This is a genomic window from Arthrobacter sp. MDB1-55 (assembly GCF_059092925.1).
Map to the genome: position 1 here is coordinate 105,410 of NZ_JBNHID010000002.1, position 25,026 is coordinate 130,435.

The 25,026-nt window shown below is 64.5% G+C and carries 31 protein-coding genes; 20 read left to right on the forward strand and 11 right to left on the reverse strand.

Going from position 1 to position 25,026, the window contains the following annotated elements; translation table 11 throughout:
- The first annotated feature begins 131 nt into the window (after positions 1-131).
- A complete protein-coding gene (locus tag AC5RU3_RS07595) occupies positions 132-1,235 on the forward strand; it encodes a glycoside hydrolase family 76 protein (RefSeq protein WP_493965194.1) in 1,104 nt (367 codons plus the stop codon).
- A gap of 3 nt (positions 1,236-1,238) precedes the next feature.
- On the opposite strand, the gene AC5RU3_RS07600 is transcribed toward AC5RU3_RS07595, so the two are convergent.
- Complete coding sequence (locus tag AC5RU3_RS07600; RefSeq protein ID WP_493965195.1) at positions 1,239-1,826, reverse strand: DUF2238 domain-containing protein; 588 nt, start codon at positions 1,824-1,826, stop codon at positions 1,239-1,241.
- 35 nt (positions 1,827-1,861) lie between these two features.
- Here AC5RU3_RS07600 and AC5RU3_RS07605 point away from each other — a divergent pair, with 35 nt between their 5' ends.
- Complete coding sequence (locus tag AC5RU3_RS07605; RefSeq protein WP_493965196.1) at positions 1,862-2,623, forward strand: glycosyltransferase family 2 protein; 762 nt, start codon at positions 1,862-1,864, stop codon at positions 2,621-2,623.
- On the opposite strand, the gene idi is transcribed toward AC5RU3_RS07605, so the two are convergent.
- Positions 2,609-3,154 (reverse strand): isopentenyl-diphosphate Delta-isomerase, encoded by a 546-nt coding sequence (gene idi / locus AC5RU3_RS07610; RefSeq protein ID WP_493965197.1) that lies wholly within the window; start codon positions 3,152-3,154, stop codon positions 2,609-2,611. The genes AC5RU3_RS07605 and idi overlap by 15 nt on opposite strands.
- A gap of 20 nt (positions 3,155-3,174) precedes the next feature.
- On the opposite strand from idi, the gene AC5RU3_RS07615 reads away from it, so the two are divergent.
- The 6 genes from AC5RU3_RS07615 to AC5RU3_RS07640 are packed head-to-tail and all read left to right on the forward strand — an operon-like array spanning position 3,175 to position 8,317.
- The gene (locus AC5RU3_RS07615; protein WP_493965198.1) at positions 3,175-4,260 is read left to right on the forward strand and encodes a polyprenyl synthetase family protein; all 1,086 of its coding nucleotides are present in this window, start codon (positions 3,175-3,177) and stop codon (positions 4,258-4,260) included.
- Positions 4,257-5,171, forward strand: coding sequence for a phytoene/squalene synthase family protein (locus tag AC5RU3_RS07620; protein ID WP_493965199.1), 915 nt, complete (start codon positions 4,257-4,259; stop codon positions 5,169-5,171). Before AC5RU3_RS07615 ends, AC5RU3_RS07620 begins: the two co-directional genes overlap by 4 nt.
- Entirely contained in the window at positions 5,168-6,772 is a 1,605-nt protein-coding gene (gene crtI, locus AC5RU3_RS07625) for a phytoene desaturase family protein (protein ID WP_493965200.1), read from the forward strand. Before AC5RU3_RS07620 ends, crtI begins: the two co-directional genes overlap by 4 nt.
- Positions 6,772-7,137 carry a lycopene cyclase domain-containing protein gene (locus AC5RU3_RS07630; protein WP_458116305.1) on the forward strand — a complete coding sequence of 122 codons (366 nt, stop codon included), beginning with the start codon at positions 6,772-6,774 and terminating at the stop codon, positions 7,135-7,137. Before crtI ends, AC5RU3_RS07630 begins: the two co-directional genes overlap by 1 nt.
- The gene (locus AC5RU3_RS07635; RefSeq protein ID WP_493965201.1) at positions 7,134-7,457 is read left to right on the forward strand and encodes a lycopene cyclase domain-containing protein; all 324 of its coding nucleotides are present in this window, start codon (positions 7,134-7,136) and stop codon (positions 7,455-7,457) included. Before AC5RU3_RS07630 ends, AC5RU3_RS07635 begins: the two co-directional genes overlap by 4 nt.
- Complete coding sequence (locus AC5RU3_RS07640) at positions 7,454-8,317, forward strand: prenyltransferase (protein WP_493965202.1); 864 nt, start codon at positions 7,454-7,456, stop codon at positions 8,315-8,317. Before AC5RU3_RS07635 ends, AC5RU3_RS07640 begins: the two co-directional genes overlap by 4 nt.
- A gap of 46 nt (positions 8,318-8,363) precedes the next feature.
- Here AC5RU3_RS07640 and AC5RU3_RS07645 read toward each other — a convergent pair whose 3' ends face one another.
- Positions 8,364-8,624 (reverse strand): hypothetical protein, encoded by a 261-nt coding sequence (locus AC5RU3_RS07645; RefSeq protein WP_493965203.1) that lies wholly within the window; start codon positions 8,622-8,624, stop codon positions 8,364-8,366.
- Between the two features lie 109 nt (positions 8,625-8,733).
- On the reverse strand, positions 8,734-9,750 hold the full coding sequence (locus tag AC5RU3_RS07650) for a DUF808 domain-containing protein (RefSeq protein ID WP_458116302.1): 1,017 nt from the start codon (positions 9,748-9,750) through the stop codon (positions 8,734-8,736).
- Between the two features lie 200 nt (positions 9,751-9,950).
- Here AC5RU3_RS07650 and AC5RU3_RS07655 point away from each other — a divergent pair, with 200 nt between their 5' ends.
- Positions 9,951-10,292: a YciI family protein gene (locus AC5RU3_RS07655; protein WP_309069892.1), complete on the forward strand. Its 342-nt coding sequence runs from the start codon at positions 9,951-9,953 to the stop codon at positions 10,290-10,292.
- Between the two features lie 19 nt (positions 10,293-10,311).
- Here the strand turns inward: AC5RU3_RS07655 and AC5RU3_RS07660 are convergent, their stop codons facing one another.
- On the reverse strand, positions 10,312-11,034 hold the full coding sequence (locus AC5RU3_RS07660; protein ID WP_493965204.1) for a TetR/AcrR family transcriptional regulator C-terminal domain-containing protein: 723 nt from the start codon (positions 11,032-11,034) through the stop codon (positions 10,312-10,314).
- Positions 11,035-11,155: 121 nt separating this feature from the next.
- Between AC5RU3_RS07660 and AC5RU3_RS07665 the strand changes: the two genes are divergently transcribed.
- The 4 genes from AC5RU3_RS07665 (at position 11,156) to AC5RU3_RS07680 (ending at position 13,677) form a co-directional block, all read left to right on the forward strand.
- The gene (locus tag AC5RU3_RS07665; RefSeq protein ID WP_493965205.1) at positions 11,156-11,815 is read left to right on the forward strand and encodes a DUF2306 domain-containing protein; all 660 of its coding nucleotides are present in this window, start codon (positions 11,156-11,158) and stop codon (positions 11,813-11,815) included.
- A 90-nt stretch (positions 11,816-11,905) separates the two neighbouring features.
- Positions 11,906-12,208, forward strand: a complete 303-nt coding sequence (locus AC5RU3_RS07670) for a DUF4193 domain-containing protein (RefSeq protein ID WP_309069889.1) — start codon at positions 11,906-11,908, stop codon at positions 12,206-12,208.
- 52 nt (positions 12,209-12,260) lie between these two features.
- A complete protein-coding gene (locus AC5RU3_RS07675; RefSeq protein WP_493965206.1) occupies positions 12,261-12,977 on the forward strand; it encodes a VOC family protein in 717 nt (238 codons plus the stop codon).
- A 460-nt stretch (positions 12,978-13,437) separates the two neighbouring features.
- Entirely contained in the window at positions 13,438-13,677 is a 240-nt protein-coding gene (locus tag AC5RU3_RS07680) for a hypothetical protein (RefSeq protein ID WP_309069887.1), read from the forward strand.
- A gap of 41 nt (positions 13,678-13,718) precedes the next feature.
- On the opposite strand, the gene AC5RU3_RS07685 is transcribed toward AC5RU3_RS07680, so the two are convergent.
- Positions 13,719-14,309: a YdeI/OmpD-associated family protein gene (locus tag AC5RU3_RS07685; RefSeq protein WP_309069886.1), complete on the reverse strand. Its 591-nt coding sequence runs from the start codon at positions 14,307-14,309 to the stop codon at positions 13,719-13,721.
- Positions 14,310-14,436: 127 nt separating this feature from the next.
- Between AC5RU3_RS07685 and AC5RU3_RS07690 the strand changes: the two genes are divergently transcribed.
- The 3 genes from AC5RU3_RS07690 to AC5RU3_RS07700 all read left to right on the forward strand — a co-directional run bounded on the left by AC5RU3_RS07690 (position 14,437) and on the right by AC5RU3_RS07700 (position 16,719).
- Positions 14,437-14,976, forward strand: coding sequence for an NUDIX hydrolase family protein (locus tag AC5RU3_RS07690; RefSeq protein ID WP_309069885.1), 540 nt, complete (start codon positions 14,437-14,439; stop codon positions 14,974-14,976).
- 73 nt (positions 14,977-15,049) lie between these two features.
- Positions 15,050-15,898 (forward strand): DUF6707 family protein, encoded by an 849-nt coding sequence (locus tag AC5RU3_RS07695; protein ID WP_309069884.1) that lies wholly within the window; start codon positions 15,050-15,052, stop codon positions 15,896-15,898.
- A 41-nt stretch (positions 15,899-15,939) separates the two neighbouring features.
- A complete protein-coding gene (locus AC5RU3_RS07700) occupies positions 15,940-16,719 on the forward strand; it encodes an SRPBCC domain-containing protein (protein WP_309069883.1) in 780 nt (259 codons plus the stop codon).
- On the opposite strand, the gene AC5RU3_RS07705 is transcribed toward AC5RU3_RS07700, so the two are convergent.
- Positions 16,716-17,720, reverse strand: a complete 1,005-nt coding sequence (locus AC5RU3_RS07705) for an FUSC family protein (protein WP_309069882.1) — start codon at positions 17,718-17,720, stop codon at positions 16,716-16,718. The genes AC5RU3_RS07700 and AC5RU3_RS07705 overlap by 4 nt on opposite strands.
- Positions 17,721-17,804: 84 nt before the next feature.
- Here AC5RU3_RS07705 and tgt point away from each other — a divergent pair, with 84 nt between their 5' ends.
- The 3 genes from tgt to AC5RU3_RS07720 all read left to right on the forward strand — a co-directional run bounded on the left by tgt (position 17,805) and on the right by AC5RU3_RS07720 (position 20,176).
- A complete protein-coding gene (gene tgt / locus AC5RU3_RS07710; RefSeq protein ID WP_493965207.1) occupies positions 17,805-19,055 on the forward strand; it encodes a tRNA guanosine(34) transglycosylase Tgt in 1,251 nt (416 codons plus the stop codon).
- A 187-nt stretch (positions 19,056-19,242) separates the two neighbouring features.
- Positions 19,243-19,578 (forward strand): hypothetical protein, encoded by a 336-nt coding sequence (locus AC5RU3_RS07715; RefSeq protein ID WP_493965208.1) that lies wholly within the window; start codon positions 19,243-19,245, stop codon positions 19,576-19,578.
- A 55-nt stretch (positions 19,579-19,633) separates the two neighbouring features.
- Positions 19,634-20,176: a putative endonuclease domain-containing protein gene (locus AC5RU3_RS07720; RefSeq protein WP_493965209.1), complete on the forward strand. Its 543-nt coding sequence runs from the start codon at positions 19,634-19,636 to the stop codon at positions 20,174-20,176.
- Positions 20,177-20,234: 58 nt separating this feature from the next.
- On the opposite strand, the gene AC5RU3_RS07725 is transcribed toward AC5RU3_RS07720, so the two are convergent.
- Positions 20,235-20,939: a queuosine precursor transporter gene (locus AC5RU3_RS07725; RefSeq protein ID WP_493965210.1), complete on the reverse strand. Its 705-nt coding sequence runs from the start codon at positions 20,937-20,939 to the stop codon at positions 20,235-20,237.
- 188 nt (positions 20,940-21,127) lie between these two features.
- On the opposite strand from AC5RU3_RS07725, the gene AC5RU3_RS07730 reads away from it, so the two are divergent.
- The gene (locus AC5RU3_RS07730) at positions 21,128-21,787 is read left to right on the forward strand and encodes a TetR/AcrR family transcriptional regulator (RefSeq protein ID WP_309123939.1); all 660 of its coding nucleotides are present in this window, start codon (positions 21,128-21,130) and stop codon (positions 21,785-21,787) included.
- Positions 21,788-21,868: 81 nt separating this feature from the next.
- On the opposite strand, the gene AC5RU3_RS07735 is transcribed toward AC5RU3_RS07730, so the two are convergent.
- The 3 genes from AC5RU3_RS07735 to AC5RU3_RS07745 all read right to left on the reverse strand — a co-directional run bounded on the left by AC5RU3_RS07735 (position 21,869) and on the right by AC5RU3_RS07745 (position 24,994).
- Positions 21,869-22,672: an ABC transporter permease gene (locus tag AC5RU3_RS07735; RefSeq protein WP_309069877.1), complete on the reverse strand. Its 804-nt coding sequence runs from the start codon at positions 22,670-22,672 to the stop codon at positions 21,869-21,871.
- 10 nt (positions 22,673-22,682) lie between these two features.
- Positions 22,683-23,612, reverse strand: a complete 930-nt coding sequence (locus tag AC5RU3_RS07740; RefSeq protein WP_493965211.1) for an ABC transporter permease — start codon at positions 23,610-23,612, stop codon at positions 22,683-22,685.
- 182 nt (positions 23,613-23,794) lie between these two features.
- The gene (locus AC5RU3_RS07745; RefSeq protein ID WP_309069875.1) at positions 23,795-24,994 is read right to left on the reverse strand and encodes an ABC transporter substrate-binding protein; all 1,200 of its coding nucleotides are present in this window, start codon (positions 24,992-24,994) and stop codon (positions 23,795-23,797) included.
- Positions 24,995-25,026 lie beyond the last annotated feature (32 nt).

A 25,026-nucleotide genomic window follows, 5' to 3' on the forward strand; every position in this document is an offset into this window, starting at 1 on the left:
GTCGTGAGTGAGCGGGGCCAAACCGCTTCCTCCCGAGCCTACTGTGATGCAGCGCACTGATTCATCCGCCGTGTCCGCCACTGTGCACAGTGCTCAAAGACGGGCACGACGGCGCGGTCTAGGGTGTCTCTATGCCCACCCGAGAGCCCTCCAGCACCTTCGGCGAGGCCGCAGCCGCCGCCTCCTCCTCGATACCCGCAGCCTTCGGCCACAGGCTGTACGGCCTGCCCGGCACGCACCTCGCGCGGGTCACCCTTCCCGCCCGGCCGAAGGTGCCGTGGCACTACTGGTGGCAGGCGCACTACCTCGACTGCCTGCTCGATGCCGCGGAACGCGAGGCGCGGTCCGGAGGCGCAACCGGGAACACCGACGGCGGCGCCGCCCACCGCTTGCGCGCGCGGCGCCTTCTGCGCACCATCCGCCTACGCAACGGCGGTCGCTGGACCAACCGCTACTACGACGACATGGCCTGGCTGGCCCTCGCAGCCTGGCGCTCGGCTGACATCGCAGGCTCGCGCCCGCTCCGCGTCCTGACCCCCGTTTTGGCGTCCGCCCATACTCCGGACCTTGGCGGCGGCCTCTTCTGGAACATGTCCCGCGACTTCAAGAACACGCCGGCCACTGCCCCCGCGGCCCTGCATTTCGCCAGGGTCGGGCGGACGAAGGAGGCGGAGCGCCTGGTCGACTGGCTTTTCGCGCGGCTCCAGGACCCCTCGACCGGTCTGCTCCTCGACGGGATCCGCATGCCCGGCGAACGCATGGTGACCGACGTCTACACCTACAATCAGGGGCCGGTCCTCGGCGCACTTCTGGCGCTCGGAGACCCCACAAGCCTGCAGCGGGCATCCGACCTCGTTCTGGCTGTAGCGAAGCACCTCGTGCTGCCGACGGGCGCCCTGCGCACCCACGGCGGCGGCGACGGCGGCCTCTTCACCGGAATCCTCGTCCGCTACCTCGGCCTCGCGGCGGAATCACCCGCGCTGCCGGAGTTCACGCGCACGCTCGCGAGAACCCTCATTACGACGACGGCCCGTGCCCTGTGGGAGGGGCGCGGCGAGCGGGAAGCCGGCGGGCAGCGCCGTCGTACTGTTTTGGTGTTTCCTGCTGAACCGGGCGAGTCCGCCGGCGCAGGAACGGTGGAACTGTCGAGGCAGCTGCAGGCGTGGATGATCTTCGAGGCTGCCTGCCGGGTGGCGGACATCAGGAACCCAGATGCGGATGGGCCTTCGCTCTGAACCTCAGACGTAAGGGTCCTTCGGCGCCTTCTTTTTCAGCCGAGCGAGGAGGAGCCCGGCGGCCAACGAGCCGAGGGTGGCAACGGCGAGGTCGCCCATGGTGTCCGGATAGGTGACGTGAATGCCTTCAGTCAGCCACGCGTCGCCGGCCCATTCCGCGAACTCCCACAGCACGCTGAGCGCCATACCGAGCAGCACCACCTGGAGAACGACGCCGGCGCGGTCGCGTCGAGAGTTACCGGCGGCCGGCAGCAGCCCGATGTGCGTGGCGAGTACATAGGCCATTCCGGCGACGGGACCGGTGCAGACGCAGTGCACCAACAGGTCCCACCAGGAGATCACCTCGTAGAGGTTCAGGACGCTGCTCCAGCAGGCGAAAATCAGTGCGCACCCGTAGACGGCGTCAAACACCGGGTGCGGACGGGCATAACGCGACAGCGTGAGACCGCCAAGCGCGAGGAAGAAGACCCAGAAGTCCACCGGACCCCACCAGAAGACCATGGCAATAGTGCTGAGCACGGCTACGGCCCGTACGCCGTCCGCTGCCACTTCGGCATGCGTGGCCGGCCGGCGGATCAGGTCGGCGATCATGATTCCAGCCTACGTGCACGGCTAGGATCGGGGTCATGCCGTCCCTGTCAGTGGTCATCCCGTGCAAAGACGACGCCGGACCGCTGGCCCGCTGCCTTGAGGCCCTCGCCGGGCAGACACTGGCGCCGCTCGAGGTGATCGTGGTCGACAACAACTCCACAGACACCAGCGCGGCGGTGGCCGCCGGTCATGGTGCCGCCGTTGTGCATGAGTCCATTCCTGGGATCGCCGCAGCTGCCTCCACCGGGTACGACGCCGCCTCCGGTGACGTCATCGTGCGCTGCGACGCGGATACCATCCCGCCGGCGGACTGGCTGCAACGTATCTCCGCTCGCTTCGACGCCGAACCGAATCTCGCGGTGCTCACCGGCCCGGGGGTCTTCTACGACACCAGCCCGCTTCGCGCACGCGTTGCCGCCATCGCCTACATGCAGGGCTACTTCGTGTCGATGGGGCTGGCCATCGGCCATTGGCCGCCCTTCGGTTCCAATTGCGCTTTCCGCCGCTCCGACTGGCTATCGGTCCGCGAGCGCGTCCACCGGCACGATCCGAACGTGCACGACGACGTCGACTTCGGCTTCGCACTCGAACCCGGCCGGCGCACGGTGTACGACAGGTCGCTGCAGGTGGGAATTTCCGCGCGTGCGCTCGCCGGCGGTCGTAAGGGCTGGCTGCGTTTCACGCGCGCCGTGCACACTCTGGCCCTGCATTGGCGCATGGCCCCGCCGTGGGACCGCTGGCGCTGGACTCTGGGCGAGGCCTGGGAGCGCCGTCGTCGGGCGTTACACGGCGGGTGAGGAGAACCGTTCGGGGTAGAGCAGCGGCAGTTGCAGGGTCAGCCACGGACTGAACGCCCAGGGTGCGGCGGCGACGGCGGTGGTGAGCTGCAGGGGGTCGGCCCACTGCCACTCCATGACCTCGTCTTCGCGTGGGTTCACCGGGGACACCGCGCGGGCGGTGTAGACCGGGCAGATCTCGTTCTCGACCACGCCGGATGCGTCGACCGCCCGGTAGCGGAAGTCAGGCAAACGGAGTTCCACGGAGTCCAGTCGAAGGCCCAGCTCGTGCTCGGCACGCCGCACCACGGCGTCCTCGGTGGCTTCATGCGGCCCTGGATGTCCGCAGAACGAGTTGGTCCAGACACCCGGCCAGGTCCGCTTGCTGAGGGCCCGACGGGTGATGAGGATGCGGCCGTCGTCGTCGTAGACGTGCGTTGAAAACGCCAGGTGAAGCGGGGTTGCGGTGGTATGAACCGTTGCCTTGTCCTGGGTTCCGATGGGTGTGCCATCCTCGGCCGCCAGCACAACGAACTCTTCCAAACGGTTCATTTCCCTCCAAAGGATCGCGCGTGTTTACTTTACCTATGGACAAGGAGACCACACTGGCTGGTTCTGTCGACAGCCAGCTGGTGAACGATGTCCTTGCGTCCTTCTTCGACCGGTCGAAGAACCGGGCGGAAACCATGCACCCCGATTACCGCACCATGTGGGAGCACCTCGAAGCCTGCACCATCGGCGGGAAGCGGTTCCGCCCCCGCCTGGTTCTGGCCGTCTACAGCCTGCTCGGCGGCACCGACCTGACGACGGTGGCAACGGTCGCCGCCTCGTTCGAGCTCCTTCACACCGCGCTGATCGTGCACGACGACGTCGTGGACCGGGATTTCGCCCGCCGAGGCGTTCCGAACGTATCGGGTGCGTACCGCAACCGTGCCGTCGCGCAGGGAAACCCGCCGGCGAGAGCTGAACACGCGGGGCTCTCGGTCGGCGTCATCGCCGGTGACCTGGCCCTGTCCAACGCCTACCGTCTCCTGGGTGAGGTCGACGCCGACCCTGTCACCCGGCGGAAGTTGGGCGATCTTCTCGACGAAGCAATCTTTGCCTCCGCTGCCGGCGAACTACTCGATGTGCTCGCTCCCCTTGACCCCACGCCGCAACCCGTCGATGAAGTGCTCGACATGGCACGGCTGAAAACGGCGGTCTACTCCTTCGAAGCGCCGCTGCAGGCGGGCGCCGTGCTCGCGGGCGCAGAGGACCGGCTGGTGAACACGCTCGGGGAGTTCGGGCGCTGCATCGGCACGGCCTACCAGGTGGCAGATGACCTGATCGGGGTCTTCGGTGATGAGACCCGCACCGGGAAGGTGGGCTGGGGCGACCTGAGGGAAGGCAAACGGACAGCGCTGACCGCGTACGCCGCCGAGCAGCCGCAGTGGCCGCGGATTGCCGTTCTCCTGTCCACCCCGGATCTCTCTGCCGCCGGAGCAGCGGAAGCCCGGGAACTGCTGATCGAGTCCGGCGCCCGGGACCGGTCCATGCAGCTGGCTGCCGACCTCACCGACCGCGCGCTGCAGGCACTCCTGGACCCCTCGGTGCCGGAAGGGCTCCGGAACGGTCTGGCGCCCCTGTCCGACGTCGTCACCGAACGGGTGCGCGTATGAGCCGGGATCGCGACGCGCTGGCTGACTACACCGATGCGGCTCTGAAAGCGTCTGCGGTGGTGCTGCGCTCCTACTCCACGTCCTTCGGGATCGCCTCACGGTTGTTCGAGCCGGGGGTCCGCCGGCAGGTTGAGTCCGTCTATGCGCTGGTGCGCGTGGCCGATGAAATCGTCGACGGCGTCACCTCCGCCGCAGGACTTGAACCTGTCGAGTCCCGCCGGCAGCTCGACGAGTTCGAGCGGGAAACCGAGCATGCCCTGGCCAGCGGGTACAGCACCAACCTCGTGATCCATGCCTTCGCGGACACGGCCCGGCGCACCGGGATCGGCACCGACCTGACCCGGCCGTTCTTTTCCTCCATGCGCGCCGACCTCGACCAGACGGAACACACGCCGCAGTCCTTCACGGAGTACGTCTACGGTTCGGCCGAAGTCGTGGGACTCATGTGCCTGAAGTGCTTCCTCCACGGTCACCCCGTGAGCGCCCCTGAAACAGCGCGGCTGGAACGCGGCGCCCGTCACCTGGGGGCAGCATTCCAGAAGGTCAACTTCCTTCGGGACCTTGCCGAGGACTTCACATCCCTGGGCCGCAGCTACTTTCCGGAGGTCTCTCCCGCCAGCTTCGACGAGGCCACCAAGCTGCGGCTGCTTAAGGACATCGAGAACGATCTGCACGAATCCCGGGTAGTGCTGCGGGGGCTCCCACCTTCGAGCCGCAGGGCCGTTGCGCTGGCCCAGGAACTGTTCGCCGAACTGGCAGACAGGATCCGTGCGACGCCCGCCCCGGAACTGATCCGTACGCGCATCAGCGTTCCCAACACGGTGAAGCTGCGGATCGCGGCCAGCGTGCTTGCCGGCCGGCGCGGCCTGGAACCGACGGGCACCCACCAGAACCGGGTCGAGGCGCAGTGAAAGCACGCATTCCCTCAGGACGGACCGTCGTCGTTATCGGGGGCGGCATCAGCGGCCTGGCAACCGCGGCGCTCCTGGCCACCGAGGGCCACTCCGTGACGGTGCTCGAAAAGCAGGACGCCGTAGGCGGGCGTGCCCACTCCTTCAGCGAGGACGGATTCCGGTTCGACGCCGGTCCCTCCTGGTACCTGATGCCTGAAGTCATCGACCACTACTTCCGGTTGCTGGGTACGTCGGCGGATGAGCAGTTGGACCTGGTGAAACTCGACCCGGGGTACCGCCTTCTGTCCGAAGGCTTCAGTGATCCGGTCGATGTTCCCGCCGAGCGGCGCCGTGTGGTGGAGCTGTTCGAGAAGCTTGAGCCCGGAGCCGGTGCAAAGCTGGAGCAGTACCTCGACTCCGCGGCCGACACTTACACGATGGCCACCCGACGGTTCCTCTACGCCACGTTCGAGTCGTTCACGTCTCTGCTGACCCCCGATGTCCTCGGCCGCCTGCCGCGCCTCGGTCGACTGCTCCTCGAGCCCCTGCACCGCTACGCCAGCCGCTACGTCTCGGACCCGCGGCTGCAGCAGATTCTGGAGTACCCGGCGGTGTTCCTCGGGACCTCGCCCTTCACGGCGCCGAGTATGTACCACCTGATGAGCCACCTGGACCTCGACGACGGTGTGCTCTACCCGATGGGTGGATTCGCCCGGCTGGTAGACGCTATCGAGCGCCTTGCGCAGGATGCAGGCGTCACCATCCGCACGGGGGCCGAGGTCCTGGGCATCGAAACCGCACCGACAGGATCACGGAAACGCCCGGCTGCGGTACGCGGTGTCCGCTACCGGTCCAATGGGAGCGAATCCACTGCGGCGGCCGACGTCGTCGTCTCCGCTGCGGACCTGCACCACACCGAAACCGCACTGCTGCCCAGGCACCTGCAGACCTACCCCGAACGCTACTGGTCCCGCAGCACTGCCGGGCCGAGCGCGCTCCTGCTGTACCTGGGTGTTCGCGGCGAACTGCCGCAACTGGAGCACCACACGCTGCTTTTCACCGCGGACTGGGAGGAGAACTTCCGGGCTATCTTCGGCCGGACCCCATTCGTGCCCTCGCCGGCGTCGATGTACGTGTGCAAGCCCAGCGCCACGGATCCTGACGTGGCGCCCGAGGGCCATGAGAACGTATTCGTGCTCGTGCCGATCCCTGCTGATCCGGGCCTCGGAGGCAGCGGCAGCGAGCGTGTGGAACGCGTCGCGGACGCCGTCATCACCCAGCTCAGCCAATGGGCCGGAATTCCCGACCTTGCCGAACGCATTGTCCTGCGGCGCAGCTACGGGCCCGCGGACTTCCAACGTGATTACCACTCGTGGAAGGGCACCTCGCTGGGACCGGCGCATACGTTGCAGCAGAGCGCGTTCTTCCGTGCAGGCAACATCAGCCGCAAGGTTCAGGGCCTGTACTATGCGGGCGGTTCAACCATTCCGGGCATCGGGATCCCGATGTGCCTGATCAGTGCCGAACTCGTGATCAAGCGCCTGCGCAGGGACGTGAGCACCGGCCCCCTGCCCGTGCCCCTCCGTCCCGGCCTGGTCCGCGAGAACACGGTCGCGTGATGGGGGCGGTCTACCTGCTCTTCCTCCTGGCCTCACTGGGCTGCATGATGCTTCTCGACCAGCGCCTGCGTCTGTTTTTCTGGCACGACGCCGGCCGCGCCGCCGCCGTGCTTGCCGCCGGTGTGCTCTTCTTCCTGGCCTGGGACCTCGCAGGAATCGGACTGGGCATCTTCTACCGGGGCCAGACCGAGGTGATGCTGGGCGTCAACCTGGCCCCGGAGCTGCCGCTCGAGGAGGTCGTGTTCCTCACCTTCCTCAGTTACCTCGTGATGAACCTCTTCCTCATGTTCCGCCGCGCCCTCGATGAGGCCATCCGGCGTCGTGGCCTCAGCGAGCGCACCGGTGATGCGGGGGGACGTCCATGACGTACTGGACACTCAACGCAGTCTTCCTCCTCCCCGCCCTGGCGGTCGGAACCGCCGGCGCTTTCCTGCTCAAGGGACGCCGTCGTACGGTAGCGCTGGCAGCGGCGGGCGGCGCCGCCGTCGTCGTTCTTGTCCTGACCGCTGTTTTCGACAGCCTGATGATTGCGGTGGGGCTCTTCAGCTACGCGCCGGAGCTGATCTCGGGGGTCTTCATCGGGTTGGCCCCGCTGGAGGACTTCGCCTACCCCGTGGCGGCAGTCCTTCTCCTCCCCGCGCTGTGGACAATTCTTGGCGAGCGCAAACGGAAGCGGCAGCTGTGAAGACCATCAGAACCCTCCTGGTGTCCTCGCGCCCGCTGTCCTGGGTGAACACCGCATTCCCGTTCGCGGCGGCATACCTGCTCACCGCCGGGCAGATCGACCTCGCCTGGATCATCGGCACCGTGTACTTCCTGATCCCGTACAACCTGGCGATGTACGGAATCAACGATGTGTTCGACTACGAGTCGGACCTGCGGAACCCGCGCAAGGGGGGCGTCGAGGGTGCTGTCCTTGACAGGACCATGCACACCATCACGCTCCGCGCAGCGATCGCCACCAACGTCCCGTTCCTCGCGATCCTCGTGCTGCTCGGCGGACCCTTGTCCTGGCTGGTGCTTGCCGTCACCGTCTTCGCGGTCATCGCCTACAGCGCGCCCCGGCTCCGCTTCAAGGAACGCCCGTTCCTTGACTCCCTCACCTCGAGCACGCACTTCGTCAGCCCGGCGGTATACGGACTGGTCCTGGGGAAGGCAGAATTCACGCCTGCCTTGTGGGCGCTGATCGGCTCGTTCTTCCTCTGGGGCGTCGCCAGTCAGGCGTTTGGTGCCGTGCAGGATGTCGTCGCGGATCGCGCCGGCGGCATCGCTTCGATTGCCACCGTCACCGGAGGGCGCGCGACCGTCAGGTTCGCGATTGCCGCCTATCTGGTGGGAGGGGCGCTCATGCTCTTCACCCCGTGGCCGGGACCGCTCGCCTCGTTCCTGGTGCTGCCGTACGTGATCAACATTGTTCCGTTTGCGTCCCTGGATGACGACGACGCCGAACTCGCCCACCGCGGGTGGGAACGGTTTCTCTGGCTCAACTACGTGACGGGGTTCTTCGTGACGATGCTGCTGATCTGGTACGCCGCGATCCGCTGAGGTTCCGCGTTCCTTTCCCGCAGCTAAGGTTCTTTTTTCCCGCAGCTCAGAAGAGCTGGGTTCCGACGAATCCGTACACGCCGAAGGCCAGCCCCGCGGCGATCAGGCCCATGGTGATCGCCGAGGGCACCAATCCGCTCTGGCGGAAGACTCCCAGCACGCTGAGGATGAGTGACACTGCAGCCAGGGGAAGTGTGATGTAGAGGACGAAGAAGAGGACCCCGAACCCGGTGTCGACGCCGTCTTCGACCAGAAAGAAGACGGCCGACGTAGCGAGAGCGTTGATCACAAGCAGAATCAGGGCCATGCGGCCAATCCATTTGCCCGTCGCCCGGGCCCCCCTGACTGCCATGTTTAATTGTGCAGCGAAGAGGGGCACCACCGCGAGCAGTTGCGGGCCCGGACTTTGGGGGGTGTTAACTTTTCTCTTCGTGATGTTTTGACCGGTGGCCGGCGATAGCGGCGCGGACGTCGCCCTCCGTGTGCCCGCCCTTCTTCTTCCCGAACGGCAACGCTTTGAGCAGCGGATGCACGATCGCCATGACCAGGAGACCCCAGGCGAGTCCGACGATGGCTGAGCACAGGGTGTTGACGAGCCAGGCCAGCAAGCCGCCCACCACGGCGATCCCGGCAAAGGGCTCCTCAAGGCCGTGGATCAGGTCATACGGCAGGTGCCAGCCCAGGTCGTGAGCACCCTGCACCATAATGTGTCCGCCAACCCAGAGCATGGCGATCGTTCCCACGAGGGTGATCGCGGTCAGCACAGCAGGCATCCCCTTCACCAGCAGTTCGCCGAAGCGCTTGGAGCCCGCGGAGTCCTTGGTGGTCAGGTGAAGTCCGATGTCGTCCATCTTCACAATGAGGCCAACGGCTCCGTACACGAGGACGGTAATGGCTATGGCGACGACGACAAGGATGAGCGCCCGGGACCAGATTGACTCAGTGGCGACCTCGTTCATCGAAATGACCATGATTTCGCAGGACAGGATGAAGTCGGTGGTGATGGCACCCTTGATGACCTTGGCTTCCGCGTCCGGCCCCCGTTCGACGGCCGGCGCCTTTTCGTCGTCGTGGTGGCCGCGCAGCTTGTGCCAGACTTTCTCGGCACCTTCGTAACAGAGGTAGGTGCCGCCCAGCATGAGGATGAAGGGGATTATCCACGGGATAAAGGCGCTGATGAGCAGCAGTGCCGGCAGGATGACCAACAGTTTGTTTCGCAGCGAGCCCCAGAAGATCCTCTTGATCATCGGTAGTTCACGGGACGGGTCCGCGCCGGATACGTACTGCGGAGTCACGGCGGCATCGTCGATCACGACGCCGGCGGCCTTGACCCCGGCCCTCGCTGCTCCGGCAGCGACGTCGTCGACCGATGCGGCCGCTATGCGTGCCAGGGCTGCAACGTCGTCCAGCAGGGCGACGAGACCGCCGCTCACTGGTCGCTCCCGGCGTGCTCGGGAACGGGTTGCTCGGCGTGAACGCTTCGGTCAAGGTACTTGATTGGCATGTTCGGAGTATATGGCGACTGACAAGCCGTCGTCATGGACGGCTGTGCCGGAATCAGCGTTTCGAATCTCTGGCGGGCCTGGGTCTGCAGGGCTACAGTCGGTCCCGGTATGACGACAAAGGAGTAGACGTGACAAAGTATCTGATCTCGTTCCCGAGCAGCGCCATGAGATTTCCTCAAGAGGACCTGCAGTCCGTTTCGGACGCGGCGCACGCCGTCGTGCAGGAGGCCAAAGATGCCGGCGTCTGGGTTTTTGGCGGCGGCATCGATGAGAGCGTGCCGCCTGTGATGGTGGACGGCACGGGGACCGTGATTGAGGCTACCTACCCAGAGACGAAGCATCTCGAAGGCGGGTACACCGTGCTGGAAGTGCCTACCCGGGAGGAAGCGCTGGAATGGGCCGCAAAGATTGCGGTTGCCTGCCGTTGCGCGCAGGAGGTTCGAGCGTTCCAGTACGACCCCGCCAGCTGACCGTCCTCCTCCGCCCGGCTCAGCGCGGGGCCGCCGGACGCGATGACCAGCCCCGGGCATGCAGCCTTTCGATACCGTCCAACAGCAGGTCAAGAGCGAACTCGAATTCAAACTGGTCATCACAACCGGTTCCGACCACCGAGTCCTGCTCGTGAGCTGAAGCTGTAGCGACACGCAGGATGTTGGGATAGCGCCCGGCCATCTCCTGGAGCATCGCCAATTCCGCCTCGCCCATCTCTCCGGGGGCTTCCTCCGGATGGCCGGGGGGGTCTTCGAATAATTCCTGGGTGAACCCCCACATACGGCTCCCGATCGCGTGCATTACGTGATGGGTGAGGTCCACCGTGAAACCGGCGCTAACGAAGATGCCGATGAAGGAATCCATGTAGGCGAGGACGCCCGGCGTCTTGGTGGTACGGGTTTCGAACACCCGACGCGCCCATTGATGCCGTTGAAGCATCTCCCTGGCCGAGAGAATGCGGTGGCGAACGGCGTCTTTCCATTCCGCTCCGATGAGCGGCGGGCCTATCTCACCAATGAGGATGTCCACCATGCCATCGAGGAGTTCTTCTTTGTTGGCAACATGCTTGTAGAGGGCCATGGGAACGACGCCGAGTTCCGCAGCCAACTTCCGCATGCTCAGTGACTCCACACCGGACGAGTCAGCGAGCCCGACTGCGGACCGGAGAACGCGTTCACGATTGAGCCGCAGCCGTAAGGACTGCGATTTCTCCCCGCTCATCATTTCTCCGCTCTCTCAGGACGCCTATTGACTAGTGTACGGCGTACACCTACACTCAAGGGGAATCGCTGGTGTACGCAGTACACCTTTATCGGGTTACATCGTTTCCGAAGGACAAACTATGGCAACGGTCAGCGAAGGTGTACACCCGGCAATCCGCCCTGCGGCAAGGCGGAGACGGGAGTGGCTCGTGCCCGCCGGATTGATCCTTTTGAGCCTGATTCCCGTACTCGCCGGAGCAGTCCGTCTTGGCGAACTGACGGGAGGCGCACCGATCACGGACCGCAACGCCCGCTTCTTCGATTCCCCCGTTCCCGTGGTCATCCACATCGTCGCCGTCGTGGTCTATTCGATCCTCGGCGCATTCCAGTTCGCCCCCTCCCTTCGGAGGGGCAAGCGACAGTGGCACAGGATCGCCGGGCGGATCCTCATCCCTGCAGGTCTGCTCAGTGCGCTTTCCGGCCTGTGGATGGCGCTCTTCTACGCTCTGCCGCCCAGCGACGGGCTGCTCCTGCTGGTTTTTCGCCTCATCTTCGGAATTGCCATGACGGCGAGCATTGTCCTTGGCATCCGCGCGGTCATACGGCGCGACTTCGCGGGCCACGGGGCGTGGATGACCCGCGCCTACGCGATCGCGCTCGGCGCGGGAACCCAGGCACTCATCCTCATCGTGCCGGAAGTCCTCTCGAGCCCGCCCGATGTGACTACCCGGGCAGTCCTGATGGGAGCCGCCTGGGCCATCAACCTGGCGGTGGCCGAGTACTTCATCCGCAGAAGGTGAGTGAGCAACGTCATCACAGGCGACAATGCACTGCGGTCCCCTGACCTGTACGATGTTTCAGCACATCAACAAGGAGGAGCAGCACCCCACATGGCTACTGACTACGACGCCCCCCGCGTCCGCGAGGAAGATCAACCGGCGAACGAGTCGCTCGAGGCGCTGAAAGCCGAGCGTAGCTCAGCTGCAAAGACAGCCGTCATCGACGTCGATGAAGCCGATACCGCAGAAGGTTTCGACCTGCCCGGCGCAATGCTCGACGAGGAACTACAGATCCACGTTGTTCCCGCACAGGCGGACGAATTCACCTGCATGTCTTGTTTCCTGGTACGGCACCGCAGCCAGCTTGCAAGAGAAGATAACGGCGCCAAGTTCTGCGCCGACTGCGAGAGCTGAATACACCCGGATCTGTGGGCACACTCGGCCGGACTGGCCTAGGGTGTGAGCCATGTATCTGGAGAACCTCGTCATCGACGCAGTTGAACCGCAGCGGCTGGGTCGGTTCTGGGAGGCGGCGGTCGGTGGAGAGCGCCTAACGGACGAGGACGACATCTTTGAAACCCGCCTTGCCCTCGCAGGCGGGCCCGTACTCGACCTTTGTTTCCCACGAGTTCCCGAACCCCCAGCGCGCCAACCCCGGCTCCATCTCGACCTTGAGGGCGGCGCCCATCAGGCCGAGGTGGTGGACCGGTTGCTCCGATTGGGCGCCGATCCACTCGATGTCGGGCAAGGTGACGTGCCCTGGGTGGTCCTATCCGATCCAGAGGGCAACCCCTGCTGCGTGATGGAGCAGCGGGCGGCGTACGCCAACAGCGGGCCGATCGCTGCGCTGCCCCTGGACTCAGCCGACCCGGAGCGCGACGCCGGATTCTGGTCCTGGTTGACCGGATGGATCCCTGTGGCCGGGGCTTACCCCTCCCTCCGCCACCCTTCGCTGCGAGGCCCTGTGCTCGAGCTGTGCCCCGAGCCGGCGCCGAAAGGCGAACTGAAGAACCGGTTGCATCTCGACATTCGCCTCGAGGCCGGAGAAGACCCCGACGAAGTAGCAGCAGGCATCGCGGAGCGCGGCGGCCGTGAGCTTCACACGGACTGGGGAGATCTGCCGTGGCGTATCTACGCCGACCCGTCGGGCAATGAGCTGTGCGTGCTGACCGCACGGGACTAAGGCCCAGCTTCAGTCGGGTGGGTCCTGACCGACCAGCCCATCGACGCGCCCCAGGCCCGCGGCATCCAGCCCCGCGAGAGTCCCCGAAGCCCGTGCACTGTCACCCTGGGATGTTCCAATTCGGCACCTTTACGGTACGGTGAGCAGAGAGGGGTACCAGTTACTCCTCAGTACGGCGTTATCAGCACTACTGTTTGACCGTTCACGAGCCAGTTCTTAGGCCTCGTGCCGGTCCAGATCAGATACCTCCAGCGGATCTTCAGCCAGCAGGGTCCACTGCCACGCGATCGCGTTATCCCCCGCAGGGACCAGTTACTGCGCACTTCCAGGTGCGCCCTATCAAGCTCCAGCGTCACCTCCCGCCTGTCAGCGGCTCATTGGTGACCCCACACGGACACAAGAGACGTCCCGTCAAGAAAACAGGCTATGGACGTCCGGACAATCGTTTAGGACAAGAGCCATGAGCTACAACAGCAAAATCGATCCCACTGAACCGTTCCCGGAAGACCTGCGACTGCTGGACGACTGCGCACTCCACGTACTCAACAGCAAGGTCCATCGCGAGTTGGACGCCGAGTACGCACAGGGGTTTCCCGAGATGGAGACCGAATTCCGGAAGGAAGAACTAGCTCAGGAATTAAACCGGCGCGCCAGCAGCGCGATCGCGGGCAAGCGTCCACGGCTGCTGCGCGCGGTCTGAGGATCTGGACCCCGTCCCTGCCGGGAGGACCGCCCCCTGAGTCAGGGCTTCCGCTTCTGCGGATAGGGTGCCTCATGCCTCGCCAGCATCTCGACGAACGCAGCGATCCTTCGCTCCCGCCCGGCGACGGTCTTGAGCTGTCCAAGCCGGAAAATGAGCGCGAACCGGTTCTGTGACGTGAGCACGTCGAACATTGCCTGCGCATCCGGGTCCGCAGCTATCGCCGCTGCAAGGTCATCCGGCACGACGGCGGTCGCCGGGCCGGCATAGGCCCGCTCCCACCGCCCGTCCGCCTTGGCGCTCTCGACGGCGGCACGACCGGCGTCGCGCATCTTGCCCTCTGTTTCCAGCCGCTCGATGTGTCCCACATTGCGAAGTGACCACATGCTGCGCGGGCCGCGGGGGGTGAAGCGCTGGAGGCTGCTCTCGTCGTCCCGCTTTTTGGCCTGTCCGTCAATCCACCCGAAGCACAGCGCCTCATCCAGTGCGGTGGCCCAGGTCAGGGTGGTCACACTTCCGCCCTTCTTGTGGAGGACAAGCCAAACCCCAGGCGACGACGCGTGGTTTTCTTCCAGCCAGTCCCGCCACTGTTGCGGGTCGGACAGCAGGAGTTCGGGCAGTTCGGCGGCCATGCGTTCAGGGTACTGGAGCGTGCAGGTCGGAAAAGTCCCCCTGAACAGTGAAATCCTGATTCAGCCAATGGCCGAAGTGCAGCGAGTCAGGGTCGAGAAGCGCCAGGTCTGCTATAAAACAGAAGGTATGAACCTGCGCACACCAGACCCTAACCCCGGCTGGCTCAACGAGGACGACCTCTACGAGGCACGCCGCCGACTGCCGATGGTCTATGTCGAGGCCATCCCGGTGCGGTGCGATGCGCTCGGATACGTCACAGAGGTGGGGCTGCTGCTCCAGGGCAGCGCGCAGGGCGAGATGGTGCGCACGTTCGTCTCCGGCCGCGTGATGTACCGCGAGACCATCCGGGCAGCCCTCCTCCGGCACCTCGAGAAGGACTTGGGGCCCTTCGCCCTGCCCCAGCTGCCCCCGTGTCCCGTGCCCTTCACCATTGCCGAGTACTTCCCCTCGCCCTCCGAAACCGGCCTGACCGATGACCGCCAGCACGCCGTCGCGCTGGCCTATCTGATCCCCGTCACCGGGGAGTGCAACCCGCGGCAGGACGCCCTCGAACTCACCTGGCTTACACCCGAAGAAGCTCTGAGCCCTACGGTGAGCGCGGAATTCTCCGGTGGCCGCGACAGCCTGCTGCGTCAGGCGCTCGCCTACGCCGGTTGGGGCCGCTAAGGCGTTACCGTTCTTTAGAGACCGGCTCCTTTCGGGGTCGGGAGCAACAGGTGCAGCGAGGTGGGACCTTCCGATGATCGACAGCGACGTGGACGCGCGGATTCAGCCGCTTGCCGCCGAGGCAGTGACCGCCGGCCGCAAGCTCCTGCTGCCGGGAGGCGAGCGCACCAGCGAAGTGGTGGACACCGCCGTCGAGCTTGATGATTTCGGTGTCCCGGCAGTGGTGGTGGCCATCCTCGAATCCGGGGAGAAGGTGCGGATAGCCACGGGCTCCACAGTGCAGGTTGAGGCGCCCGAGGAACTCGCGCAGATCGTCACGGACGAGGGGTCGCCGGAGGCACTGGTCGCCCATGTTGCTGCGATCCATGCCGAGAGCCCGCGTGTCCAGGAACTCGCTGAACGGCTGACACGCGGAGTCAACTTCAAATCCGGCAGCAACCTGCAGGACATCCGCGACCTCGCGATGACCCTCTACGTAGACCTGTCGGATCCTGTGAGCGCGCTGAAGGTTTGCGACGTGCTGACGGACCAGCCGTTCGACGGCAACTTCGGCCGCTGGAACCTGATCGAAGGCTGCCTCGCGCTCGCAGCGCACCTCACCCAGAACGACGGCGATGCCTCCCGCGCCGCCGGCTACTCCACCGCACTGCGTACCGCCGACGACGCAGAGACCGACCCGCTGAAGGCAAAGCTCGCGGCGGCGGTGCGGCAGCGGCAGCTCAACGAGCCGAACCTGTACGACCGGGAGATCGCGCGGTCGGCGAATGATCCGGCGGCCGAGAAAGACTGGCGAGGCCTGCGGCTATCGGTGCTGCTGTACCTCCGGGCGCACGGCGGATCTGAGACGTTGAGCGCTGAGGCGCTGGACCGGCGTATCGCCCACGAACTGCTCTCGATCAGGGCCCTCGCCGCCAAACTGTGAACCGCTGGTGAGGGTGATGCTGCGGGAGTAGAGTGTCGCGCATGAGCGACTCGGCAGGCTCCCTCACCCAGTCCAGCACCGAACAGCATCCGGGCAGCGGCGCCCCGGCGGCGGGGGCTAACCCGCTCAGCGTGCACATCAATGCGGACGGCCGTCAGGTCTGGCTCATGCTCCGCGAGCCGCGGCTCCTGCGCCAATGGCACGGGTGGGACGCCGATACCCTGGATGAGGAAATCCGATCCATCTACTTTGCGCCGTCGGTGGTCGAGGGGCCGGACCATACTTCCCTGACGGTCGACGGCGGTGACACCTTCCGGATCAAACCCGCGCGCGACGGCGTCGAGGTCACGATTGAACGGGTCGAGGCCGAACCCGACGAGATCACCGAGGGCTGGATCACGTTCCTGCAGCAACTGCGGTTCGCCCTGGAACGCCACCCCTCGGGCACCCGACGCACCGCCTTCTTCTCGGGCGAACCTGCTGACGGTGAGTCGATCATCGAGAAGTTGAACGCAGAGCAGCTGCAGCAACCCGGCGACTCCTATTCCCTCAACCTCCCCAACAGCCACGAGCTGACCGGTTCGGTCTGGTTCCGTACCGATCATCAGCTCGGGCTGACCGTGTCCGGCTACGCGGATCACGGCGAGGGTCTGGTGATCGTGGCCGACGCTCCGTCGCTGGAACGCCGATCCAGTCTCGCCGTGATTTCCACTTACGGCCTCGGAGCCCACGCGCTGCACTCGGCCTGGGAGAGCTGGGATTCCTTCCGTCAGCAGCACTACCCGTCCTCCGGCCCGCTGGAGACCTCGAAGGTGGACTAGACCTTCTGCGGATCGCGAATCACCAGAACGACGACCACGCCCACCGCCGCGCCGATCACGGTTTCCACAAGCCGGTCGGCGAGGAGACTTCCCGTGTCACCCACCGGCGCAGCGAGTTCACTCATGAGCAGCGCCAAGGGTGTGATGAAGACCAGCGCAAGGCTGTAGTGGCGGATCACGAACATCTCGGTCAGGAACTGCAGCACGATCAGCACAAGCACCAGTTGCCACGGCACGAGCGGCACGGCGAGTAGAACAGCCGTCACACCGAGGCCGCCCACCGTCCCCGAGACCCGGTCAAACGCGCGCCGAAGACGGGTGGATCGGGTCGCTGCGGCAAGCGGCACAATGGCGGACAGGATCGCCCAGTAGTTGTGGCCGATGCCGAGCAGGGTGGCTATGCCTCCGGCGACACCGGCGGCGAGAGCGTACCGGACGGCGTTGGCGCTCAGGTGCCCGGACGGCGACCGCGGGCGGAAACGGCGTCCCGGCCATCCGGATCTGCCGCCGGGCAGGAGCCAACCGGCGGTGCCGATCGCCAACGACAACAGGATGCTCAGGACGGCAGTGACAACCGCTTCGGGGATCGTTGCGGTGCTCGGGATGGACGCTGAGCCGGCGAAGGCAAAGACCGGGAAGAAGGGACCGGGAGGCCGCAGCACCCACCGGTCCGCCGCCAAAGAACCCAGTCCTCCCACCAGGACTGAACCAATAACCACAGCCCAGGGACCGGCGTCGTACTTTGCGACCAGGACGCCTGCAGTGATCGCGGTGAGGAGGAGCACGCCGGCGCCGCTCTGGTGCTGAAGCCTGATGCCGTGAGGATCTCCGCGGCCGAAGATCCCGGTGAATGCGCCAAAGACGGCAAAAGCGGCAAGGTCGATGCGGTCGATGAGGAGGAGAACGACGAGCGGAACAGCAACACCGAGGGCTACCCGGAGGGCCGGGAGGTGGTCGTTCTGGGCCGGTCCCACCCGGAAGTATGCGGTCACCGCATGCACGAACTTTTGTTCCTTTCGGTCGCCTGCTCCGCACTCCAGACTATCCGTCGGGAGCTCCCCACCGATTGCTGAGAAGATGGGCGGGTGCCACAAACAGACTTTTCGTTCTCCATCGGTAAACGCCTCAGTGAAACCACCCAGGCCGGTGAGGGCCTGCACGGGCGGACCGGGACCATCTCCACTCCGCATGGCGAGATCCAGACGCCCGCGTTCATCGCCGTCGGAACCAAGGCCACGGTCAAGGCGGTGCTGCCCGAGTCTATGAAGGAAGCCGGCGCGCAGGCGCTGCTGGCCAACGCCTACCACCTCTACCTGCAACCCGGAGCTGACATCCTCGACGAGGCAGGCGGTCTGGGGAGGTTCATGAACTGGGACGGGCCGACCTTCACGGATTCGGGCGGCTTCCAGGTGATGAGCCTCGGGTCCGGGTTCAAGAAGGTCATCACGATGAACTCGGCTGCCGCATCCGAAAACGCCGGTGACGACGACCGCGTTGCAGTGGGCAAGGAGCGCCTGGCTCACATAGACGACGACGGCGTGTGGTTCGTCTCCCACCTCAACGGCGACCGCCACCGGTTCACCCCCGAGATTTCGATGCAGGTCCAGCACCAGCTCGGAGCAGACGTCATGTTCGCGTTCGATGAGCTGACCACCCTGATGAACTCCCGGGGTTACCAGGAGGAATCGCTGGAGCGCACGCGGTTGTGGGCGGAGCGGTGCATCCGTGAGCATGAGCGGCTAACCGTCGAACGCGCCGACAAGCCGTACCAGGCGCTGTTCGGTGTCATTCAGGGCGCCCAGTATGAGGACCTGCGGCGCAAGGCCTCCCGTGACCTAGGGGAGATGAACTTCGACGGGTTCGGCGTCGGCGGTGCCCTGGAGAAGGAGAATCTAGGGACGATTCTTGGGTGGTGCGCCGACGAGCTGCCCGAAGACAAGCCGCGACACCTCCTGGGCATCTCGGAACCCGATGACCTGTTCACCGGTATCGAGAATGGGGCCGATACTTTTGACTGCGTCTCCCCCACCCGCGTTGCCCGCAACTCCGCGTTCTATACGCCCGACGGCCGGTGGAACCTGTCCAATGCCCGGTTCAAGCGTGACTTCACCCCCCTGATGGAGGGGTGTGATTGCTACACCTGCACGCACTACACCCGCGCGTACATTCACCACCTCTTCAAGGCGAAGGAAATGGTCTCGGCAACGCTGATCTCGATCCACAACGAGCGGTTCGTCATCCGCATGGTCGACGACGCCCGAGCCGCTATCGAGGACGGGACCTACTTCGATCTGAAGGCGGAGGTGCTGGGGCGGTACTACGCCGCGTCCCGGTAGGCTGGCCCCCACCCCCCGGCAAACGCCCAACCCGCCCCCTCGCAGAAGTGCCGGTTTTGTGCACGGAGGCGGTGAAGTTCGTGCGATCCTGCACGCAACCGGCGCCTTTGTCTCCAGGGAGCGCCAGTTTTTCCACATAACGACGACGGCGTCCCCGCCTCTCGCCGTCAGCCGTCAGGCTGTTGCCATGACAGTAGACGCCTACTCCTGGCTGCAAGCGTCCACGAATTGCTGGCGTACCGGTGAGCTGGAGGAGATGGGCGTTTCCCGTCGGCGCATCCCGAAACTCATAGAAGACGGCGTTCTCACCCGCATCCAGGTCAATGCTTTCGTTGCGGCCCGGTACTGGAACTCGCTGAGCGAAACACAGAAAGCGCGCTTCAGAATCACGGCGCATGATCATGCAAGTCGCGCTTTACGAACAGCCACCTACAGCCACACCTCTGCAGCGCGGATTCACGGTCTCAGCCTGTGGCGTGCGGACGCGCAAGTCCATATCACCCGACGCCGGCTCATCCCGTGAGCACATTGGCGATGTGGTCCGACACCGAGCGCCCCTGTTACCCCGGGACCTCGACATGGTGGACGGACTGCGTGTCACTTCACTCGCGCGTACGGTTGTGGATTGTGCCCGGATTCTCTCCTACCGGCAGGGGCTCATCATCACAGACCATGCACTTCGCCTCGGTGTGAAGCGAGCCGATCTGCATGACGTTGCGCAGCGCCAGAAGGGCTTCAAAGGCGTGCAGGTTGCCCGAAAGGTTATAGAGAACGGTAGCCCGCTATCAGAGTCCCCAGGTGAGACTCTCACCTGCCATCTGCTTGCCGGGATGCCCTTACCCATGCCGGAGCAGCAAGTGGTAGTGCGCACCCGGGTAGGTGAGCACAGGCTCGATTTTGCGTGGCTCGAACAAAAGATCGCCCTTGAGTTTGACGGCAAAACCAAGTACTTCGATTACGCTCCTACTCCCGACGTGCTGTTTCAGGAACGCCGTCGAGAGAAGGCCCTGATGGAGGAAGGCTGGATCTTCATCCGGTTGGAATGGTCCGATCTCTTCACCGAGGCAACCCGCGCGCGCATCCGGAAGGTGTGGTGGAAGCGCACCAGAAGTGCCGCTTAAGCACAGGATCGTAGGAAAGGTCCCACGATCCTGCGCGGGATCGGCACTTCTGCGAATGTTAGGCGGCGTAACTCGGCTCCCGGCGCTTCACCCAGCGAATCGCCGCAGTGGTCACGGGTAGCAGGAGTACCTCCACCAGCGTTTTGTAGAGGAAGCCGAAAAAGAGGTAATTCAGGAACGTCGGGAAGTCCGTGATGCCGATGACCGAGGCGGCGATGGCGCAGAAGATAAGTGTGTCGGCAAACTCACCGACGCCCGTCGACGCCAGCAGTCGCGCCACCACGCTGCGTTCCCCGAAGCGGGCTTTCATGCGCACCAGCACCCACGAGTTCAGGGTCTGCCCCACCAGGAAGCCCAGCAGCGACGCGAGCACAATCAACGGAACCGGGCCGAGTGCAAGCTCCAGCGCCTCCTGTTTCACCAGACCGAAGTCGTCGTCGAATCCCGGGAGCGCGATGATGACCGCATAGGCAAGGGAAGCGAACGCCGACAGTACGAACGTGACAATGATCCCGAGGCGCGCAGCCTTGAAGCCGTACACCTCGCTGATGACGTCGCCGAGGATGTAAGCGAGCGGGAAGAGGAAGAATCCGCCGTCCGTGATGATGCTGAAGTCGCCGGCGACCGGCCCGATCACCACGCCCTTCGAGGCGCCGATGTTGGAAAGGATGACGATGACGGATAGCACCGCCAGCATGATCGAGAAAATGGGGCTGCCTGGGGTCGCGTAACGAGCGCGGGCATGTTGCTGCAGTTGAGTCATAGGTTCGCATTCTGGAAGTGGTTCGCGCAGCCTGAACGGCCCGCTGTATTAGCACTGTCACCCGGCTGCCCCGGGGCGCCATCAATTGTCCCATGCTCCCCGGCTCCCTGAACTACAGATACAAGGGCCGGAAATTGAACGCGTTCAATTCGATTAGACTCTTTTGAACGTGTTCAAGAAGGAGACCCGTGCAGCAGAAGAAGAGCGAAGCCACGAGGGAGCGGCTCGTAGCCACAGCGCTGCGGCTCTTCAGGGAGCAGGGCTACGACAAGACCACCATGCGTGCGATCGCCGCGGAAGCGGGCGTCTCGACGGGTAACGCCTACTACTACTTCTCATCCAAAGACGATCTGGTGCAGGCTCTGTACCATTCCCTGCAGGACGAGCATCGTGCCAGGTCCCTGCCGCTCCTGCGGGATGGGCAAAACCTGGGCGAGCACCTGCGCGCCATCCTGCAGAGCGGAATCGACGTCATGGGTCCGTACCACGACTTCGGGTTCAACTTCATCGGCGTGGCCATCCAGCCGTCGTCGAACCTGGGTCCCTTCAGCGACGATTCCTCCGTAGCCCGGGCCAAGTCCATTGCCCTCTTCAACCAGGCGGTCAATACCGCCCGGCCGCAGCCTCCGCTTGCCATCCGCGCGGACCTGCCCGAACTCCTCTGGCTCGTCTATATGGGCGTCACCCTTTTCTGGGTCTACGACCGCTCCCCCGGCCAACGTCGCACACGCCGTCTGATCGACAACGCCGCCCCGTTGATCGCCAAGCTCGTCATCCTGTCCCGCTTGCCGGTTGTGCGGAAGATTGTCGACGACGTCGTGCAGCTCATCAAGAACACAAAGCAGTAAACCAGCACGACGACGGCGCGCGGCCGGCTGCGCGCCCCAGCGGCACCGGCGACACTCACTGGGGTACGTTCAGCCCGACGCCTATTTCTTGTCGTCGCCGGTCAGGCGCTGGCTGAGGTATACCGGAATCATTGAGACAAGGATCAACACGGCCGCGATCACGTTGACCACGGGAGCCTGATTCGGGCGGGCCATGTTGTTGAAGATCCAGATGGGTAGCGTCTCTGTACCCGGCGGCGCCGTGAAGGTCGTCACGACGATCTCATCGAAGCTGAGCGCGAAGGCGAGCAGGCCTCCCGCCACAAAGGCCGAACGAAAGCTGGGGAAGGTCACGCTGAAGAAGGTTTTGACGGTGTTGGCGCCCATATCCATGGCGGCTTCTTCGAGGCCCCTGTTGATCCGGCCGAGCCGTGCCTGCACGTTATTGAACACCATCACGATGCAGAACGTCGCGTGACCCACAATGACGGAAAACAGGCCAAGACCTATCCCGAGCGGTTCCAGCACTGTCTTGAAGGTGTTGTTCAACGCCACGCCCGTCACGATGCCGGGCAGTGCAATCGGCAGGACCACCAGCAGGTTGACGGTGTTCTTGCCGAAGAACTCGTAGCGGGAAAGCGCAAAGGCAATCATCGTTCCCAATACCAGCGCGATCACCGTTGCCGCTGCTGCTACCCGCAGGGAGGTCCAGAGAGCTTCACGCACGCCCTCATTCTGGAAGGCGGCACTCCACCAGTCGGTGGTGAACTCCGTGATGGGGAAAGCTCCGGAGGTGGTTGCGTTGAAAGAGTTGAGGACCACCAGCATCAACGGCAGGTAGATGGCAGCCATGACCAGACCGGCGAAGATCCGCAAGGTGACCTTGGCGGAGGATGAGAGTCTCATGAATCGGCTCCTAGAGCTGCTTGAGGGCGCCGGACTTGCGGGCCAGGAAGAGGTACAGGACAACCACCACAATGGGTACTGTGCCGAACGCGGCAGCGAGCGGCGGGTTCAGGTTGATGTTGGACGCAATGACAGTGCCGATCACCTGGGTCTTTCCACCGACGAACTGGGCGGCGATATAGTCACCCAGGCTCAGCGAGAACGTGAAGATAGAGCCGGCAATGAACGCGGGCTTCAGAAGCGGGAGGGCTACCGTTCGCACAGTCGCCCATCCTTTTGCGCCCAGGTCGGACGAAGCGTCGAACAGGTTGTCCGGGATCTGACGGAATGCTGAATAAACCGGTACGGCCATGTAGGGGAACCAGAGGTAGGCCAGAGTCACCACCAGAGCAGCAGTACCGTATCCCGGTCCCGTGATGCCAAGGGGGGCCAATACCCAGTCGAGCGGACCGCCGTTCATGAAGGTGATGCGCCACGAGAACACTTTCACCAGGTAGCCCGCCCAGAGCGGCAAGGTGATGCCGATTGCCAGGACAGCGCGCATCCTCGGTGATGCCACTTTCGCCATGTAGAGACCAAGCGGCAGCGCCAGCAGGGCGCAAAGCACGGTTACGGCGAGTGCAATCCCGACGGTCCTCAGCGCAGTCAACTGGTACGCCGGCACCGTGACAATCTCAACGAAGTTCTCGAGCGTGAAAGCCGGAATCACTTTCGATGTGAATGTGTCGGTGGTCCAAAAGGCGGTGATGAACAGGAGGATCAACGATCCGATATAGAGCACGCCGAGCCACGCGAGAGGCAGGGCAAGGAACGCAGTAAGCCTGAGTTTGGGCCGGGCGTGAAGGAGCCGGGAGATCCCATCACCTCGCCCGCTGGGTTTTCCGCCGGGTTCAGGGCCGCTGCCGGGTATGGTTTCCGGCTCAAGGGTTGGTACTGCCATGGCGATGTCCGGCGGGCGTGCCCGTCGTTCCTCCTTCAGGGGTGCTGAGCTTGTTCGAAGCGGTGAATGACGCTGGCGATTGCCGCGTCGAGCTGCAGTGCCTCCACGGCAGGGGTACGACGGCGGCAGCCGCCGCGCGCCGTACCCCTCCCTGGTGGAACACAGGCAGTGGGCTTGAGGCCTTAGCCCTTGACCTCAGTCCACGCCTTGGTCCATTCCTGGTAGTTGGTGCAGGTGACGTCGGTGCGGCCGTCGACGCACTGCTCTACGGGAGTGGTCCACATCCAGACCTGCTTGTAGTAATCCTCGTCAGTGGCGTGGAACGTAGCGCAGTGCTCCTCGTTTTCCTTGGAACCCTCGCACGCCAGAGCGTTGGCTGGAGCCATGCCGAAGTTCTGGGCGATCTTGGCGTTCACCTCGGCGCTGGAAGCCCAGTCCATCCACTGATAGGCGCAATTCGGGTTCTTCGACTTCGCGGACAGCATCCAGGTGTCCGACCAGCCTGTGGCACCTTCCTTCGGCAGCACTGATTCGACGTTCCCGCCGTCGGCCTGCGCGATGTTCACAACCACCTGCCATCCGGTGCCCAGCGAAGCTGTGCCGGAGGAAATGGACGAGGCCGCCTTCAATGCGTCATTCCAGTACTCGCCGGCGATTCCGTTCTGCTCCTTCAGCAGTTCGACCGCTGCGGCCAACTGGTCCTGGTCCAATGCGTAGGGGTTCTCGATTCCCAGCTCGGGCTGTGTAGCCATCAGGTAGACGGCCGCGTCGGCGATGAAAATCGGGGAGTCGTACGCCATCACCTCACCTGCGTATTCGCTGTTCGGGTCCCAGGTCGCTTCCCACGAATCCGGTGCCTCCGGCACAGCTTCCGTGTTGTACATCAAGACGTTTGCGCCGCGCCCGATCGGGACCCCATAGCTCTTGCCGTTGAGCGTGTCGTAAATCTGGCCCTTCAGTCCATCAACGATATTCCCGAAGTTGGGGATCAGATCGGTGTTGATGGGGGCAACATCGCCACCTGCAATCAACCGCAGGGAGGCATCGCCCGAAGCGGAGACGAGGTCGTATTCGCCTGTACGCATCAGTTGCACCATCTCATCACTGGTGGCGCCGACCTTGCGGTTGACCGTGCAGCCCGTCTGCTCCTCGAACTCGGTGACCCAGTCAGCGTCGGGGTTGGTGGAGCCGTCTTCAACGAAACCCGCCCAGGCGACGATGTTGACCTCCCCCTCGGACTCCCCCACCTCAGTCGCCGCTGGAATATCGGGGACCTGGATGCCGCCCCCGCTCGAGGTTGCAGGGGCTGAACCGCCGCAACCGGCGAGGACCAGCGAGAGAGAGGCAAGTGCCGCAAGGGGCAAGGCTTTGGTAATTCTCATGGGGGTGTACCTTCCTTGGTGATACCGGGGTT

Bases quoted from the DNA above. Each gene is read 5' to 3' on its own strand.
- AC5RU3_RS07595 (WP_493965194.1), top strand. From the start codon at position 132: ATGCCCACCCGAGAGCCCTCCAGCACCTTCGGCGAGGCCGCAGCCGCC.
- AC5RU3_RS07600 (WP_493965195.1), bottom strand. From the start codon at position 1,826: ATGATCGCCGACCTGATCCGCCGGCCGGCCACGCATGCCGAAGTGGCA.
- AC5RU3_RS07605 (WP_493965196.1), top strand. From the start codon at position 1,862: ATGCCGTCCCTGTCAGTGGTCATCCCGTGCAAAGACGACGCCGGACCG.
- idi (WP_493965197.1), bottom strand. From the start codon at position 3,154: ATGAACCGTTTGGAAGAGTTCGTTGTGCTGGCGGCCGAGGATGGCACA.
- AC5RU3_RS07620 (WP_493965199.1), top strand. From the start codon at position 4,257: ATGAGCCGGGATCGCGACGCGCTGGCTGACTACACCGATGCGGCTCTG.
- AC5RU3_RS07630 (WP_458116305.1), top strand. From the start codon at position 6,772: ATGGGGGCGGTCTACCTGCTCTTCCTCCTGGCCTCACTGGGCTGCATG.
- AC5RU3_RS07635 (WP_493965201.1), top strand. From the start codon at position 7,134: ATGACGTACTGGACACTCAACGCAGTCTTCCTCCTCCCCGCCCTGGCG.
- AC5RU3_RS07645 (WP_493965203.1), bottom strand. From the start codon at position 8,624: ATGGCCCTGATTCTGCTTGTGATCAACGCTCTCGCTACGTCGGCCGTC.
- AC5RU3_RS07660 (WP_493965204.1), bottom strand. From the start codon at position 11,034: ATGAGCGGGGAGAAATCGCAGTCCTTACGGCTGCGGCTCAATCGTGAA.
- AC5RU3_RS07665 (WP_493965205.1), top strand. From the start codon at position 11,156: ATGGCAACGGTCAGCGAAGGTGTACACCCGGCAATCCGCCCTGCGGCA.
- AC5RU3_RS07670 (WP_309069889.1), top strand. From the start codon at position 11,906: ATGGCTACTGACTACGACGCCCCCCGCGTCCGCGAGGAAGATCAACCG.
- AC5RU3_RS07675 (WP_493965206.1), top strand. From the start codon at position 12,261: ATGTATCTGGAGAACCTCGTCATCGACGCAGTTGAACCGCAGCGGCTG.
- AC5RU3_RS07680 (WP_309069887.1), top strand. From the start codon at position 13,438: ATGAGCTACAACAGCAAAATCGATCCCACTGAACCGTTCCCGGAAGAC.
- AC5RU3_RS07685 (WP_309069886.1), bottom strand. From the start codon at position 14,309: ATGGCCGCCGAACTGCCCGAACTCCTGCTGTCCGACCCGCAACAGTGG.
- AC5RU3_RS07690 (WP_309069885.1), top strand. From the start codon at position 14,437: ATGAACCTGCGCACACCAGACCCTAACCCCGGCTGGCTCAACGAGGAC.
- AC5RU3_RS07695 (WP_309069884.1), top strand. From the start codon at position 15,050: ATGATCGACAGCGACGTGGACGCGCGGATTCAGCCGCTTGCCGCCGAG.
- AC5RU3_RS07700 (WP_309069883.1), top strand. From the start codon at position 15,940: ATGAGCGACTCGGCAGGCTCCCTCACCCAGTCCAGCACCGAACAGCAT.
- AC5RU3_RS07715 (WP_493965208.1), top strand. From the start codon at position 19,243: ATGACAGTAGACGCCTACTCCTGGCTGCAAGCGTCCACGAATTGCTGG.
- AC5RU3_RS07720 (WP_493965209.1), top strand. From the start codon at position 19,634: ATGGTGGACGGACTGCGTGTCACTTCACTCGCGCGTACGGTTGTGGAT.
- AC5RU3_RS07725 (WP_493965210.1), bottom strand. From the start codon at position 20,939: ATGACTCAACTGCAGCAACATGCCCGCGCTCGTTACGCGACCCCAGGC.
- AC5RU3_RS07735 (WP_309069877.1), bottom strand. From the start codon at position 22,672: ATGAGACTCTCATCCTCCGCCAAGGTCACCTTGCGGATCTTCGCCGGT.
- AC5RU3_RS07740 (WP_493965211.1), bottom strand. From the start codon at position 23,612: ATGGCAGTACCAACCCTTGAGCCGGAAACCATACCCGGCAGCGGCCCT.
- AC5RU3_RS07745 (WP_309069875.1), bottom strand. From the start codon at position 24,994: ATGAGAATTACCAAAGCCTTGCCCCTTGCGGCACTTGCCTCTCTCTCG.